The 15659-nt window shown below is 73.3% G+C and carries 13 protein-coding genes; 1 reads left to right on the top strand and 12 read right to left on the bottom strand.

What is annotated here, in order from left to right:
• Positions 1 to 89 precede the first annotated feature (89 nt).
• The gene (locus E4P38_RS12935; RefSeq protein WP_135132229.1) at positions 90 to 1328 is read right to left on the bottom strand and encodes a DUF4032 domain-containing protein; all 1239 of its coding nucleotides are present in this window, start codon (positions 1326 to 1328) and stop codon (positions 90 to 92) included.
• A gap of 69 nt (positions 1329 to 1397) precedes the next feature.
• Complete coding sequence (locus tag E4P38_RS12930) at positions 1398 to 2909, bottom strand: potassium/proton antiporter (protein ID WP_135132228.1); 1512 nt, start codon at positions 2907 to 2909, stop codon at positions 1398 to 1400.
• Between the two features lie 116 nt (positions 2910 to 3025).
• Between E4P38_RS12930 and ileS the strand changes: the two genes are divergently transcribed.
• Complete coding sequence (ileS, locus tag E4P38_RS12925; RefSeq protein WP_245160996.1) at positions 3026 to 6208, top strand: isoleucine--tRNA ligase; 3183 nt, start codon at positions 3026 to 3028, stop codon at positions 6206 to 6208.
• A 4-nt stretch (positions 6209 to 6212) separates the two neighbouring features.
• Here the strand turns inward: ileS and E4P38_RS12920 are convergent, their stop codons facing one another.
• The 10 genes from E4P38_RS12920 to murG all read right to left on the bottom strand — a co-directional run bounded on the left by E4P38_RS12920 (position 6213) and on the right by murG (position 15502).
• The gene (locus tag E4P38_RS12920; RefSeq protein WP_135132226.1) at positions 6213 to 6818 is read right to left on the bottom strand and encodes a hypothetical protein; all 606 of its coding nucleotides are present in this window, start codon (positions 6816 to 6818) and stop codon (positions 6213 to 6215) included.
• Between the two features lie 116 nt (positions 6819 to 6934).
• The gene (locus tag E4P38_RS12915; RefSeq protein ID WP_135132225.1) at positions 6935 to 7663 is read right to left on the bottom strand and encodes a DivIVA domain-containing protein; all 729 of its coding nucleotides are present in this window, start codon (positions 7661 to 7663) and stop codon (positions 6935 to 6937) included.
• 95 nt (positions 7664 to 7758) lie between these two features.
• The gene (locus tag E4P38_RS12910; RefSeq protein ID WP_135132224.1) at positions 7759 to 8058 is read right to left on the bottom strand and encodes a YggT family protein; all 300 of its coding nucleotides are present in this window, start codon (positions 8056 to 8058) and stop codon (positions 7759 to 7761) included.
• A gap of 80 nt (positions 8059 to 8138) precedes the next feature.
• Positions 8139 to 8822, bottom strand: coding sequence for a cell division protein SepF (gene sepF / locus E4P38_RS23870; RefSeq protein WP_280791079.1), 684 nt, complete (start codon positions 8820 to 8822; stop codon positions 8139 to 8141).
• A gap of 72 nt (positions 8823 to 8894) precedes the next feature.
• Positions 8895 to 9662 (bottom strand): YggS family pyridoxal phosphate-dependent enzyme, encoded by a 768-nt coding sequence (locus E4P38_RS12900; RefSeq protein WP_135132222.1) that lies wholly within the window; start codon positions 9660 to 9662, stop codon positions 8895 to 8897.
• Complete coding sequence (pgeF, locus tag E4P38_RS12895; protein ID WP_135132221.1) at positions 9655 to 10386, bottom strand: peptidoglycan editing factor PgeF; 732 nt, start codon at positions 10384 to 10386, stop codon at positions 9655 to 9657. Before pgeF ends, E4P38_RS12900 begins: the two co-directional genes overlap by 8 nt.
• Before the next feature lie 18 nt (positions 10387 to 10404).
• Complete coding sequence (gene ftsZ / locus E4P38_RS12890; RefSeq protein ID WP_135132220.1) at positions 10405 to 11706, bottom strand: cell division protein FtsZ; 1302 nt, start codon at positions 11704 to 11706, stop codon at positions 10405 to 10407.
• Between the two features lie 412 nt (positions 11707 to 12118).
• On the bottom strand, positions 12119 to 12817 hold the full coding sequence (locus E4P38_RS12885; protein WP_245160995.1) for an FtsQ-type POTRA domain-containing protein: 699 nt from the start codon (positions 12815 to 12817) through the stop codon (positions 12119 to 12121).
• 98 nt (positions 12818 to 12915) lie between these two features.
• Positions 12916 to 14373, bottom strand: a complete 1458-nt coding sequence (gene murC, locus E4P38_RS12880) for a UDP-N-acetylmuramate--L-alanine ligase (protein WP_135132218.1) — start codon at positions 14371 to 14373, stop codon at positions 12916 to 12918.
• A 10-nt stretch (positions 14374 to 14383) separates the two neighbouring features.
• The gene (gene murG, locus E4P38_RS12875; RefSeq protein WP_245160994.1) at positions 14384 to 15502 is read right to left on the bottom strand and encodes an undecaprenyldiphospho-muramoylpentapeptide beta-N-acetylglucosaminyltransferase; all 1119 of its coding nucleotides are present in this window, start codon (positions 15500 to 15502) and stop codon (positions 14384 to 14386) included.
• Positions 15503 to 15659 lie beyond the last annotated feature (157 nt).

Below are 15659 nucleotides of genomic sequence, written 5' to 3'. Positions count from 1 at the left end.
GGTGCAGGTCACAGGGGGTGTCAATTCGAACCGGTCCGGGGTCCAAAATCGGCATCGGTCCGAGACCTGCGCCGCCTTTTCCGGAGGTGTCAGTCGTCGCCCACGAGCCCGGCGATCACCGAGGGGGTGGTGACCTCCTTGGGCGTCTTCGGCAGCACCGTCGCGAGGTAGGACTCCGTCGCCTCCGCCGTCCCGACGTCGCGTTTCGCCTGCTCGGAGAGGAACCAGCGGTGCTCCAGGACCTCGTGGAAGACCTCGGCCGGCGCCAGCCGGCCGGCCAGGTCCGGCGGGATCGCGTCCACGACCGGCTGGTAGACCTCGCTGAGCCAGCGATGGGCGGCGACGCTGTCCGACGCGGAGCCGCCGGTCTTCTGCTCCAGCCAGGCCTTGAACGCCCGGATGTCGTTGAGCAGCCGCCGGGCCTGCCGCTCCTGCACCTCCAGCCCGGTCAGCCGGAACAGCTCGCGCCGGTGCTGGCCTGGCTCGGCGACGCGCGTGTGCACCTTCAGCCGGGCGCCGTCCGTCGAGGTGATCAACTCGACCTCGTCGACGTCGAACCCCAGGTCGTTGAGCCGCTGGAGGCGTTCGGCCATCCGGAATTGCTGCTCCTCGACACCGAAGACCTGCTCGTGGGTCACCTCCTCCCACAGCGCCTCGTAGCGCGGCGCGAGGCTGTCGGCGGTGTCGATCGGGTCGATGTCCCCGGGGAGCAGCCCGCCGAACCGCAGGTCCAGCAGCTCCGCGCCCATCCGCTCGCGCGCCAGGTCGACGTCGTAGGCCCGCTGGCCCGGTGACAGCGTCGGGTACCGCTCGACGGTCTCGGCGTCGACCAGGTACGCGGTCAGGGCTCCGGCGTCGGGGCGGAACAGGGTGTTGGACAGGGAGCAGTCACCCCAGAACACGCCGGCCAGGTGCAGCCGCACGAGGAGCTCGACGAGGGTGTCGAGCAGCTTCTCCGCAGAGTGCTCCCCGCGCGGGCTGGAGAACAGCCAGCGGTAGGACATCGAGTACTCGAGGTAGCGCGTGACCAGGATCGCCTCCTGGTCGTCCGTCCGGTCCACGCAGATGCCGAGGACCGAGACCGTCGGCAGGCCTTCCTCCTCGAAGTCGCCGAGCAGCGCGTACTCGTGCCGCGCGAGCCGCTCGTTGATCTCCTTCAGGGCGTAGACGTTCCCGCCGTTGGCGACGAAGCGGACGACGTGCCGGGAGATGCCGCGCTGCGGGACCTCCATCAGCAGGGCGGGGTCCCAGTCGGCGAGCGGCTGGTCCCAGGGCAGGCTCAACAGCCCCGTCGCGTCGGCGGCCGGAGGCCGGAAGAGGAACCGCATGGGCGCGCTCCCCCCGTCGACGGCGGCGTCGCATCCACGATGCCAGAGTGCCGACCCGACCGCCGGTCTTCAGTCGATCTCGGTCGGCGCGCCCCGCTCGCCCCGCCAGCTGGCCAGCCGGCCGGCCCGGCTGACCGCCCGCAGTCGCCGCTCGGCCTCCGCCCGCGACCGGCGGGCCGACACCAGCAGCGCCTGGTCCCCGCGCATCAGGCGGGTGGTGCGGTCGGGCACGAAGGAGCGCCCGCCCCGCACGATCAGGACGACGGCGGCGTCCTCGGGCAGCCGCAGCTCCGGCAGGTAGACGCCGTGCAGCCGGGAACCCGCCGGCACCGTCATCTGGACCAGGTCGGCGTCGAGCTCGTCGAGCGGAGCGGACTCGACGACGACGTCGCGCGGGGTCAGCGGCGTGGCGATGCCCAGCCGGCGGGCGACGACCGGCAGCGACCAGCCCTGGACGAGGGTGAACACGACGACCAGCACGAACACGGTGTCGAAGATGAAGGTGGCGCCGGGCACCTGCGCGGTCAGCGGGAAGGTGGCCAGCACGATGGGGACGGCGCCGCGGAGCCCGGCCCAGGAGATGAAGAGCTGCTGGCTCCACGGCATGCGGAACCAGACGAGGCTGGCCAGCACCGAGAGCGGCCGGGCCACCAGCAGCAGAGCCCCGCCGATGAGCAGCGCCGGGCCGAGCGCGCCCACCAGGCGGTCCGGGGACACCAGCAGCCCGAGCAGCACGAAGAGCCCGATCTGGGCGAGGGAGGCCATCCCCTCGGCGAAGCCGATGCTGGCCGCCCGGTGCGGCAGCGACGCGTTGCCGAGGACCAGGCCGCAGAGGTAGACCGCCACGAAGCCCGAGGTGTGCAGCAGCGAGGCCGAGGAGAAGGCCAGGACGCAGAGGGCGAGCGTGGCCAGCGGGTAGAAGCCCGACAGCGGCAGTGCCGAGCGGCGCAGCAGCTGCACCCCGCCGACGCCGATCGCCAGCCCGATGACCGATCCGCCCAGCAGCTCGCCGACGATCACCACCCCGGTGAGCCACCAGGCGGAGGTCTCACCGCCGGTGAGGCTGTCGGCGAGCACCGCGACGAGCAGGATGACCGGCGCGTCGTTCAGTCCGCTCTCGGCCTCCAGGGCCGCGGCCATGCGCCGTGGCAGCGGCAGCCGGCGCAGGGTGGCGAAGACCGCGGCCGCGTCGGTGGAGCTGATGACCGCCCCGAGGAGCAGCGCGTAGCCCCACGAGAACCCCAGCAACCAGACACCGACCGCGGCGGTGACCACGACACTGACCGCGACGCCGATCGTGGCCAGGCTAAGCCCCGGGCCGATGGCGCGCCGGACGTCGCCCCACCGGGTGGTCAGACCACCCTCCGCGAGGATCACGACCAGTGCGGCGACGCCGAGGGTCTGGGTGAGCGAGTAGTCCTCGAACTGCACACCGAGGCCGCCCTCCCCCAGTGCCACCCCGAGGGCGAGGTACAGCAGCAGGCTGGGCAGGCCGACCCGGTCGGCCAGGCGGAGCGCGACCGCGGCGACCAGCACGATGACCGCCCCGACGGCCAGGGCGACGATGACCTCGGTGTTCACCGGTCACCGCTCCCCATGCGGCGCAGTCTTCCGTACCGCTGTGTCCGGGCCGTCACGGCGAGCCCGCGCCGGACGGGAGCGCGAATCCGTTTGGCCGGTCGGGGAGAATGGACGCCGTGAGTGCTCCCAGCCCCGCCGGTCCGTTCGCCGCGCTCCCCCCTCAGGTCGACCTGCCCGCCCTGGAGCAGCAGATCCTGCGGCGCTGGGAGGCCGACAAGGTCTTCGCCCGCAGCCTGGAGGGTTCGGCCGGCAAACCGCAGTGGGTGTTCTACGAGGGCCCCCCGACGGCCAACGGCCGCCCGGGCACGCACCACATCGAGGCGCGCGCCTTCAAGGACGTCTTCCCTCGCTTCAAGACGATGCAGGGCTGGCACGTGCCCCGCCGCGCCGGCTGGGACTGCCACGGCCTGCCGGTCGAGATCGCCGTGGAGCAGGAGCTCGGGTTCGCCGGCAAGCCCGACATCGAGCGCTACGGCATCGCCGAGTTCAACGCCCGCTGCCGCGAGTCCGTCGAGCGGCACGTGGACTCCTTCGCCGAGCTGACCCGCCGGATGGGCTACTGGGTCGACATGTCCACGGCCTACTGGACGATGAACCCGGAGTACATCGAGAGCGTCTGGTGGTCGCTCAAGCAGATCTTCGACAAGGGCCTCCTGGTCGAGGACCACCGCGTCGCCCCCTACTGCCCGCGCTGCGGCACCGGCCTGTCCGACCACGAGGTCGCCCAGGGCTACGAGACCCTCACCGACCCCTCCGTGTACGTGCGGCTGCCGGTCACCAGCGGCGAGTGGGCCGGCAAGGCCGACCTGCTCATCTGGACGACGACGCCGTGGACGCTGCCGTCCAACACCGCCGTCGCGATGCACCCGGACGTCACCTACGTCGTCGCCCGCACGGAGGCCGGCACCTTCGTCGTCGCGGAGCCCCTGGTGACCGCGGTGCTGGGCGAGGAGGCCGAGACCCTCGCCCGCACGCAGGGCCGAGACTGGGAGTTCGTGCACTACCAGCGGCCCTTCGAGCTGGTTCCCTTCCCCGAGGCCGATCTGCCCGAGCAGGGCGCGCACTTCGTCGTCCTCGCCGACTACGTGACCACCGAGGACGGCACCGGGCTGGTGCACCAGTCACCGGCCTTCGGCGCCGACGACCTCGCGGTGTGCCGTCGCTACGGCCTGCCGGTGGTCAACCCCGTCGATGCCAGCGGGCACTTCCTGCCCGACGTCCCCCTGGTCGGCGGGCACTTCTTCAAGGCCGCGGACGCCGCCCTCGTCCAGGACCTGCAGAACCGCGGGGTCCTGTACCGGGAGCTGCGCTACGAGCACAGCTATCCGCACTGCTGGCGCTGCCACACGCCGCTGATGTACTACGCGCAGCCGTCCTGGTACATCCGGACGTCGGAGATCAAGGACCAGCTCCTCGAGGAGAACGAGAAGACGAACTGGTACCCGGAGAACATCAAGACGGGCCGCTACGGCGACTGGCTCAACAACAACGTCGACTGGGCGCTGTCGCGCGACCGGTACTGGGGCACGCCCCTGCCGATCTGGCGCAACGACGCTGACCCGGGCCGGCTGGTCGCCGTCGGGTCGCTGGCGGAGCTGTCCGAGCTGACCGGCCGCGACCTCGCCGACCTCGATCCGCACCGGCCGTTCATCGACGACATCACCTTCACGCTGCCCGGCGAGGAGGGCACCTTCCGACGCGTGCGCCAGGTCATCGACGCCTGGTACGACTCCGGCTCGATGCCGTTCGCCCAGTGGGGCGCCCCGCACCGGAACAAGGCGGAGTTCGAGGCGGCGTACCCCGCCCAGTTCATCTGCGAGGCGATCGACCAGACCCGCGGCTGGTTCTACACGCTGATGGCGATCGGCACGCTCGTATTCGAGCAGAGCTCCTACGAGAACGTGCTGGTCCTGGGCCACATCCTCGCCGAGGACGGCCGGAAGATGAGCAAGCACCTCGGCAACATCCTCGAGCCCATCCCGCTGATGGACCGGCACGGCGCCGACGCCGTCCGCTGGTTCATGCTCGCCGGCGGCTCGCCCTGGTCGGCCCGCCGGGTCGGCCACGAGACGCTGTCCGAGGTCGTCCGGAAGGTGCTGCTCACCTACTGGAACACCGCGAGCTTCTTCACCCTCTACGCGGAGGCCAACGGCTGGGGTGGGCGGGGCGGGGACACCGCCACCCCGGCCCCCGCGCGGGCGGACCGCCCGCTCCTGGACCGCTGGGCGCTGGCCGAGCTCGCCGCGGTCACCGACGGGGTGACGGCGGCGCTGGAGGACTTCGACACCCAGACGGCCGGGCGGCTGATCGCAGAGTTCGTCGACGACCTGTCCAACTGGTACGTGCGCCGGTCCCGCCGGCGCTTCTGGGACGGCGACCCCGCCGCGCTGGCCACCCTGCACGAGGTGCTCGACGGCCTCACCCGGCTCATGGCGCCGTTCACGCCGTTCGTCACCGAGGAGGTGTGGACCCGCGCGGTCGCCCCCGGCCTCCCGGACGCCGCCGACTCCGTGCACCTCACGTCGTGGCCCGAGGTCGACCAGGACGCCCGGGACGACGCCCTGGTGGCCCAGATGGACCTGGTCCGCCGCCTGGTGGAGCTCGGCCGCTCGGCGCGCACCTCGGCGAAGGTCCGCACCCGTCAGCCGCTGGCGCGCGCGCTCGTCGCCGCCGCCGGCTGGGCGACGCTCCCCCGCGACCTGGTCGCCGAGGTCGCCGACGAGCTGAACGTGATCGACCTCGTCGAGCTCTCCGGCGCGGTCGGGGGCGGGCTGGTCGACGTCAGCCTGAAGATCGACTTCCGGGCGGTCGGACGACGCATGGGCAAGCAGGTGCAGGCGGTGGCGAAGGCCGTGGCGGCCGCCGACCCGGTCGAGCTCACCGCCGCCTACCGAGCAGGCACCGCCACCGTGGACGTCGAGGGCATCCCGGTGCCCCTCGAGGACGGCGACCTGATCGTCACCGAGACCCCGCGCGAGGGCTGGACGGTGGCGAGCGGGAGCGGACTGACCGTCGCCCTGGACCTCACGCTGACCCCGGAGCTGGAGCGGGTCGGACTCGTGCGCGAGGTCGTCCGGCTGCTCCAGGAGGCGCGCAAGAACAGCGGGCTGGAGGTCAGCGACCGCATCGAGCTGTGGTGGACCGGCGACCGGGCGCTGGCCGAGGCGCTGGAGGAGCACGCCGACCAGTGGGCCGGCGAGGTCCTGGCCACCTCGGTGCACGCCCGCACGGCCGGAGACGGGCCGGGCCTGGAGGGCCCCGACGGCTCGCGCTTCTGGCTGACCCGCGCCGCCGGCTGACCGTCTAGCTCTCGGCGGGGTGCTTGCGGGCGCGAGCCCGGTCGGCGAGGTTGCGGTCGGGCTCGCAGACCGCGCACGGGGTGAAGCCGTCCGTGCGGGCCTCGTCGAGCGGCAGCGGGATCGTCCCCCGGCCTTTGATCCATCGGCACCCGGCGAGGTGGTAGCGCGGGTGCTCGTCGACGACCAGGACCTCGTCCTTCAGGTCGACGATGATCAGCAGGTCGGTGACCTCGACCTCCTCGACCTCCGGGTCGGGCAGCTCCTCGGCCGGATCGGCGGCGGACTCGTCCGCCGTCCCGCGACCCGCCGGTGCCTCGTCGGCGGCCGGCCCCGCACCGACGGCGGTGGCGCCGGCTGCGGTGGCGCCGGCGGGCGCCGTCCCGGACGTCGCGGCCTCCGGGGAGCTCGTCGTCGACGCGGCGGGCTCGGCCGGCTCGTCGGATCCCGCGGTCGCCTGGCGGTGGATCTGCCGCCGCACCGCGATCAGCAGGACGGCGGCCACCACGCACGCGGCGACGCAGCCCCAGTAGAGGACCGTCACCCCGGTCAGGATCCCCGCGACGAAGAGTCCGAGGCCCAGGAGCACCAGCAGTCCGGCAGCCAAGATCACGCAGCGACTCTAGAAGGACCCGCTGATCCCCACACCTCGCAGGCCCGGCATCGGCCTGTCGAGAACGCGACAGGGCCCCCGGAAGATCTCCGGGGGCCCTGTTCAGCGACGCTGTGCTACGCGGGGGCGTGCTGGTTCTGCCGGGCGTTCGTCGCGGGCTCGGCGGAGCCGCGGCTGTCGAGGTCGCGCAGGTGCGACTCGAGGTAGGACCGCAGGCGGGTGCGGTACTCGCGCTCGAAGGTCCGCAGCTCCTCGATCTTGCGCTCGAGGCTGGTGCGCTTCTCCTCGAGGCCGCTCATCGCCTCGGTGTGCCGGCGCTCGGCGTCCTGCTCCAGGGATGCGGCCTTGGTGCGGGACTCACGTTCCATGGTCTCGGCGCGGGTCCGCGCGTCCCCGACCATCGAGTCGGCGCGGTGCTTGGCCTCGGCGACCATCTGCTCGCTCTTGGTGCGGGCCTCGGTCATCAGCCGCTCGCTGTTGGTCTTGGCGCCGGTGAGCATCTGCTCGGCCTGCGTCTTGGCCTCGTTCACGTAGCGGTCGGCCGTCTCGGTGGCCAGGGCGAGCATCCGCGAGGCGCGGGCGCTGTCGTCCTCGCGCGGCTGCTGCACCGGCGGCGGCGGGGCGGCCACCGGTGCAGGTGCGGGAGCTGGCGCCGGGGCCTTCTCCATGCGCGCGCCACTGAGGGCGCTGCCGGAGCGGAGCTCGTTGTTCTCCTCGATCAGGCGGGCCAGCTCGGCCTCCACGACATCGAGGAACGCGTCGACCTCGTCCTCGTCGTAGCCCCGCTTGCCGATGGGCGGCTTCTTGAAGACGACGTTGTGGACGTCGGCAGGCGTGAGTGGCATCAGGTCACCTCGGGTGTACGGACGGCGGGATCATCAGACGGTCCGGGACGGTCGTGCGGAGCACATCCGTCCCGCGACTGGTGACCCCGAGGGGTTCACGAGTACTGGGCGGCCAACTGGGCGGTGATGCCACGCAGGATCAACACGGCGATCAGCAGCACCATAAACCCGAGGTCCAGTCTGATGGACCCCAGGTTCAGGGGCGGGATGACCTTGCGGACCGCTTTCAGCGGCGGGTCGGTCGTCGAGTAGACGAGCTCGAGCCCGGCCGCGACGATCCCGGAGGGCCGCCAGCTACGGGCCAGCACCATCACCCAGTCGACCACGAACCGAGCGAAGAGCAGGACCAGGAAGACGAGCAGCACCGACGAGACGATCTGGAAGAAGAGAGCCACAGTCCTCGTTCGTTCGGGGCACCTCACGGGCCTTGTTCACGTCGGGCGGAACATCCCGCCCGACGCGGCTCGGACAGACCTCAGGACTGGTTGAAGAACCCGCCTTCGCGGATCCGCGCCTTGTCCTCGGCCGTCACGTCGACGTTCTGCGGGCTGAGCAGGAAGACCTTCGCCGTGACGCGCTCGATACTACCGCGCAGACCGAACGACAGACCCGCAGCGAAGTCCACAAGACGCTTCGCGTCGGCGTCGTCCATCTCGGTGAGGTTCATGATCACCGGCATTCCGTCCCGGAACCGCTCGCCGATCGTCCGCGCCTCGTTGTACGTACGCGGGTGCAGCGTGGTGATCCGGTAAGGCTGGGGCGCGGGCACAGGGGCCGGCTCCACCACGGCCGCGACCGGCTCCCGGACGGCGAGCTTCGCAGCGGTCGCGCCGACGGGACCGCTGCCCATGTCACCGATGCGCGAGGCGCTGATCCGTGAGCCACCGGCACCGGCCGACGCACCGGCGGGCGCGAGACCGATGGGGCGGGCGGCCCGCTCGCGGCGCACCGGCAGCGGCTCGGGCTCGCGCACGGCCGGCACGTCCTCGGCCTCGAGGTCGTCGTCGACGTACCCGTCGGCGGCGTAGTCGCCGTCGTAGTGGTCGTCTGCGTACCGGCCGTACCGCCGGTCGTACTCGGCATGGTCGGACTGCCGGGAGTCGTACCGGCCGTATCCGCGGGGGTCGTCGTCCTCGACGAGCCCCAGGTAGATACCCATTCTCCGCATGGCTCCAGCCATCGGACCTCCCCCTCTACTGGCGTCCTCAGCGTCGCGCGTGAGCCGCAGGCGTCAAGACCCGACTGTGGTGTCCGGGACCTCTGTTGCCGGTGTGACTCGTGTGGTCATCCCGGAGGCTAGGGGGCGATCCCCGAACAACGCGGTTCCGACACGCACGACCGTCGCACCGGCCGAGACCGCCGCCTCGAGGTCCCCGCTCATGCCGGCCGACAGCTCGACGGCCTCGGGATGGTCGGACCGCACGCGGGCGGCGAGGTCGGCCAACCGCGCGAACGCCGGCCCGGGATCCTCGCCGAGCGGCGCGACGGCCATGAGGCCGCGCAGCCGCAGACCGGCGCACCCGGCCACCAGGTCGGCGAGTTCCGGGACGGCGGCCGGATCGGCGCCACCCCGCGCCGCTCCTCCCCCACCGGCGCCGCCCAGGTCGACCTGGAGCAGGACCTCGACCGGCCGCCCGGCCTCCTGTCCGGCGCGGTCGAGCACGCCGGCCAGGGACGCGCGGTCCACCGAGTGCACGACCGCCCCCAGCCGGGCCACTGCCGCGGCCTTGTTCCGCTGCAGCTGCCCGATGAAGTGCCACCGGAGCGGGAGGTCGGCCAGCTCCGCCGCCTTGCCGAGCAGCTCCTGGGCCCGGTTCTCACCGACGTCGAGCTGGCCGAGGGCGGCCAGGGCACGCACGTCCTCGGCCGGCCAGGTCTTGCTCACCGCGAGCAGTGCGACCGTTCCCGGGTCGCGGCCGGCCGCGCGCGCGGCGGCGTCGATCCGCGCCCGCACCGCCCGCAGGTTCTCCTCGAGCCGGCGCCCACCCTGCTCAGCCAAGCCAGACCAGTCCCGCCTGCCGGCCGGTCACCCCGTCGCGCCGGTGGGAGAACAGGCTGCGGTCCTCGACGGTGCACCGCGGGTCCTGGACCACCTCGGGGATACCGGCCTTGCGGAGGATCTCCTCGACGCCGGCGCGCAGGTCCAGCCCCGGCGTCCCCGTCCGGGTGGGAACGGCTGCCGACGGCGCCACCCGGGCGACGTCGGCCTGCATCTGCTCCGGCACCTCGTAGCAGGCGCCGCAGACGGCCGGCCCCAGGAGGGCGGTCACGTGCCGGGCACGGGCCCCCAGGCTCGCCATGGCCGACAGGGCGGCCGGAACGACCCCCTGGCGCACGCCTTCGCGTCCGGCGTGGACCGCGGCGACCACCCCCGTCTCGTGGTCGGCCAGCAGGACGGGCACGCAGTCGGCCACGAGGACGCACAGGACGAGGCCCGGCGTCGGGGTGACGAGCGCGTCGGTGGCGGGCACCGGCCCGTCCTGCGGCCCGGTGACGACCGCGACGCCCGTGCCGTGGACCTGGTTCATCCAGACCAGCCGGTCCTCGGGCACTGCGAGCTCACGCGCCACCCGGGCGCGGTTGGCCGCGACGTCGGCGGGGTCGTCGCCGACGTGGTCCCCGAGGTTGAACGAGTCGTACGGGGAACGGGACCGGCCGCCCCGCCGGTCGGTCACGACCCTGCGGGGTCGGAGCGACGGCGGAGCGGCCGGGGTGGACGTCATGCAGGAAGTGTCCCCGAGCTACTGCTTCAGGAACTCCGGGATGTCCAGCTCTTCCTCGAAGTCCTCGTTCGACAGCGGACGACGCCCGGCGACGGGGCCCGGGATCGGCGGCAGCGGGGGCACGGTGATGCCACCCCCGGACGGTGCCTGCGCCGGACGCGACGTCGCGGGGGCCTGGGCGGGCGTGCCGCCGTTGGCCTGCGACGCCGGCTGCGGAGTGCCGGTCTGCGGGACGACCCGACGCTCCCCCGCCGACTGGTGGACCGCCGGGGCGGTCATCGGGCGCCGGTACGGCGGGAGCCCGGCGGGCGTCGCCGACGAGGGCGTACCCCCCGGCACCGCCGACGAGCTGGCGTCCTTGCGCGTGCTGGGCCGGCCGCTGTCGAAGCCGGCCGCGATCACGGTCACCCGCACCTCGTCACCCAGGGCGTCGTCGATGACGGCGCCGAAGATGATGTTGGCGTCGGCGTGCGCGGCGTCGGAGACCAGCGAGGCGGCCTCGTTGATCTCGAACAGGCCCAGGTCCGACCCACCGGAGATCGACAGCAGGACGCCGTGGGCACCCTCCATCGATGCCTCCAGCAGCGGGCTGGCGATCGCCTGCTCGGCGGCCAGCAGCGCGCGGTTGTCGCCGCGGGCGCTGCCGATGCCCATCAGGGCCGAGCCCGCACCGGACATGACCGACTTGACGTCGGCGAAGTCCAGGTTGATCAGACCGGGCGTTGTGATCAGGTCGGTGATGCCCTGGACGCCGGACAGCAGCACCTGGTCGGCGGTGCGGAAGGCGTCCATCACGCTGACGTTGCGATCGCCCAGCTGCAGCAGCCGGTCGTTCGGGATCACGATCAGCGTGTCGCACTCGTTGCGCAGTTCCTCGATGCCCGACTCGGCCTGGACCGCGCGCCGCTTGCCCTCGAAGGCGAACGGGCGCGTGACCACGCCGATGGTCAGGGCGCCGAGCTTGCGCGCGATGGACGCCACGACCGGCGCACCACCGGTGCCCGTGCCGCCGCCCTCGCCGGCCGTCACGAAGACCATGTCGGCCCCCTTGAGGACCTCCTCGATCTCCTCGCGGTGGTCCTCGGCGGCCTGCCGGCCGACGTCGGGCTGCGCGCCCGCGCCCAGCCCGCGCGTCAGCTCACGGCCGACGTCGAGCTTCACATCGGCGTCGCTCATCAGCAGCGCCTGGGCGTCGGTGTTGATGGCGATGAACTCGACCCCCTTGAGGCCGACTTCGATCATGCGATTGACCGCGTTCACCCCGCCGCCGCCGATGCCGACGACCTTGATGACCGCTAGATAGTTGTGCGGAGGTGTCATGCGGCGCTCCCCAACTGGACCCTCATCCTCAAGTTCAGCCTTACAGTTATGTCAACTTGCTCGACCTGGACGAAGTTAGGTGGGTGCGGAGGGCGCTACAAACACCCTCAGGGGGTCGGCGTGTCGGTGGGGACGGATCGCACCAACCTCTGACGACCCAGTGGTCACATCAGCACCACTAGGTGTGACGACCCGCCTCGTAAACGTCTCATGCCGGGGTCCAGACCCGGATGTGCAGTCGGGTCGGGAACCCGGAAAAGAGATGTTGCGTGTCGGGCGTGTCGCAAGGGCGGGCGTGTCGGTGTTCGAGGTAGTCCGCACGCCTGCGGAAGCAGGGGAACACGGTCCGCGATCGGCCCGCTGCAGGGTCCCGCCGCGAGCGTGCGAGCGGTGGGGGCAGGGGGCCCTTCTCCTAGCGGAGGACGACGGCCTCGGGCGTGCTGACGTCGATCGTCCCGGCGGGCTCGAGGTCGCCGTTCGCGAGCTGCTCGATCAGCGCGGCCAGAGCCGCACCCTTCCGGTCGGACTCCTCCGCTCCGCCCCAGCGCACCAGCGTGCCGTCGGTGAGGGTCAGCGAGATGTCCTCGGCGGTGCCCGCCGCTGCGGACGCGACCTGCCCCCGCACGTCGGCGGGCAGCGCCGCGACCGCGGCCAGCGCGGCCATCGTCGCCGGGTCGCCGGGCCCCGGGTCGGCGACGTCGAGCGGCACCACCCCGGCGGGGGGCTGCCCCGTCACCGTGTCGAACAGGACGCCCTCGGCGTCCACCAGGGACCGGCGCCCGGGCTCACCGACGATGGCGATCGGCACCCGCTCGACCACGGTGACGACGACGGTGTGCGGCCACCCGCGGGTGACCTCGACCGAGGCCACCGAGGGCAGGCGGGCGATCCGCGCCCGGGCGGCCTCGACGTCGACCCGCACGAGCGGCGTGCCCGCCTCGATACCGGCCGTCTCCCGCACCTGGTCGGCCGACAGCGTCGTGACGCCGTCCACCTGGACGGTGTTCACGCCAAGGACCGGGCCGGCGAGGAGCAACCAGACGACGACGATCAGCGCGAGCGCCGCGACTGCCAGCTGGACAGGACGGCGCCGCCGGCTGGGGCGCCGCACCCGGCGCCGATTCGCCAGCGGCGTCACAGCCTGGGAACGCCGCTCCGCCGAGCGCCTCGACCGGCCGGTGCGGTCGCGGGTGGTCGTTCCGGTCCGGTTCACCGGGAGGGGTCTTCGCGTCCGCTGCCCGCGGGGTCGTCCCTTCCGCGGAGGGCTTCCAGCACTTCCGGCCCCACCATCGACACGTCACCGGCGCCCATGGTGAGCACGAGGTCGCCCGGACGGGCCCGCTCGGCGAGCGCCGGCGCCGCGGCCGACCAGGACGGCTCGAACAGCACCCGGCCGGGCGGCAACGGCACGACGTCGGCGACGAGCGCCCCGGTCACGCCGGGCACCGGGTCCTCGCGGGCGCCGTAGACGTCCATCACCACGACCTCGTCGGCCAGGCCGAGCGCCGCCCCGAAGCCTGCGGCGAACTCGCGGGTCCGGCTGTAGAGGTGCGGCTGGAAGGCGACCACGAGCCGGCCGTTGCCGACCACCGCCCGGGCCGCCTTCAGCTGGGCGGTGACCTCGGTCGGGTGGTGGGCGTAGTCGTCGTAGACCCGGACCCCGCCCACGACGCCCTTCAGCTCGAACCGGCGGTGCACGCCGCCGAAGCGGGCCAGGCCCTCGATCAGCTCCTGGGCCGGCAGCCCGAGCTCGAGACCGGCCAGCAGGGCCGCGGCGCTGTTGAGGGCCATGTGCTCACCCGGCAGCTGGATCCGCACCCGGCCGAGGTCCTGACCGTCGAGGGTCGCGGTGTAGCTCGTGCCGGCGGGGACGACCTCGAGGTCGGTCAGCTGCAGGTCGGCGTCCGGGGTCCGCCCGTAGGTGCGCAGCCGGGCGGGCGTCGGCACGCCGCGCAGCCGCGCGGCTCCTGGGTCGTCGGCGCAGAGGACGAGGAAACCCTTCGCGTCGAGCGTGCCGAGGAACCGGTCGAAGGCGGCCTCCACCGCGGCCAGGTCGCCGTAGTTGTCGAGGTGGTCCGCCTCGACGTTGGTGACGATGGCGCCGAAGGGCGCGAGCAGGAGGAAGGAGCGGTCGCTCTCGTCGGCCTCGGCGACGAAGATGTCGCCCTCCCCGGCGTGCGCGTTGCTGCCCGACTCGTTGAGGTCGCCGCCGATGGCGAAGGACGGGTCGACCCCGCAGGCCTGGACGGCCACGGTCAGCATCGAGGTCGTCGAGGTCTTCCCGTGCGTCCCGGCCACGGCGACGCTGCGCCGTCCCGCCATGACGGCCGCCAGGGCCACCGCGCGCGGCAGGACCCGCAGGCCGCGCTCGCGGGCGGCTGCCAGCTCGGGGTTGTCGGCACGGATGGCGGTGGACACCACGACGGTGTCGGCGTCGCCGAGGTGGCCCGGGTCGTGCCCGACCTCGACCCGTGCGCCCAGGGCCCGCAGCGCCAGGAGGGTCGGGGTGTCGCGGCGGTCGCTGCCGGAGACACCGACGCCGCGGGCCAGCAGGATCCGGGCGATGCCGCTCATCCCGGCGCCGCCGATGCCCACGAAGTGCACCGCGCCCAGCTCCGCCAGTGCCGGCACCGGGCCCGACCAGGCAGCGACGTCGTCGGCGCTCATCGCTGCGTCCTCATCGCCGCGCCACCGCCAGCACGATGTCGGCCAGCCGCTCGTCGGCGTCGGCGACCCCGGCCGCCGCCGCGTGCTCGGCGTAGCCCGCGAGCTTCGACGGGTCGGTCAGGAGCGGGACCAGGTGCGCCTCGATCCACGCGGCGTCGACGTCGGCGTCCTCGACCAGCAGCCCCCCGCCGGCCTCGATGACGGGCAGGGCGTTGCGGCGCTGCTCGCCGTTGCCGATCGGCAACGGGACGAACGCCGCGGGCAGCCCGACGGCCGACAGCTCGGCCACGGTCACCGCGCCCGCCCGGCACAGGGCGAGATCGGCGGCGGCGTAGGCGAGGTCCATGCGCTCCAGATAGTCCACGACCACGTAGGGCGCACTACCCGCCGGGCGCGGCGCAACCGTCACGTCGGTGTTCTTGGGTCCGCGCGCGTGCAGCACCTGCACCCCGGCGGCGGTGAGCGCGTGCGCGGCGGCGACCGCCGCGCGGTTCAGCGTGGCCGCTCCCTGCGAGCCGCCGAAGACGAGCAGCGTGGGCCGGTCGGCGTCCAGGCCGAACGTGGCGCGCGCCTCGGCGCGGCGGGCCGAACGGTCCAGCGAGCTGATCGCCGTCCGCAGCGGCATGCCGACGTGCTCGCCCTTGCGCAGCGGAGTGCCGGGCACCGTGACCGCGACCCGGGCGGCGAACCGGGCCCCGACGCGGTTGGCGAGGCCCGGCAGCGCGTTCTGCTCGTGCACCACGATCGGCACCTTCGCGCGGCGGGCGGCGAGATATGCGGGCAGCGCCACGTAGCCGCCGAACCCGACGACGACGTCCGCGTCGAGCTCGGTGAGCACGGCCCGGGTCTCGGCGACCGAGCGCCACACCCGCCCGGGCACGCGGAGCAGGTCGAGCGTGGGCCTGCGTGGGAGCGGCACCGGGGGGATCAGCCGGAGGTCGTAGCCGCGGGCCGGCACGATGCGGGTCTCCATGCCCCGGGCCGTCCCCAGGCAGGTGATCCGCGGCTCCGCTCCCCCGTCGGACCGGCGGCGCAGGGCGTCGGCGAGGGCGAGCATCGGCTCGATGTGTCCCCCGGTCCCCCCACCCGCCAGGACGATGCTCAGCGGGCCGGTCGAGGGTCCGCTCACCGCTGACCCCCGGGACGGCGCGGCGTCCCCGGTGGCGGCTGGCGGCGGCCCGAAGCACGCCCGGCGTCCTCGCCCGGCCGCCGGTTCCGGCTGGGCGCGACCCGTTCCCGCGGGGGCACGGGCCTGTCCGACGGCGGGGGCTCGCGGAGCTCGGGCC

The organism is Blastococcus sp. CT_GayMR16 (genome assembly GCF_004570875.1).
Taxonomy (GTDB): Bacteria; Actinomycetota; Actinomycetes; order Mycobacteriales; family Geodermatophilaceae; genus Blastococcus_B.
The sequence above is the reverse complement of the archived record's forward strand: the minus strand, read 5'-3'. Positions and strand labels throughout refer to the sequence as shown.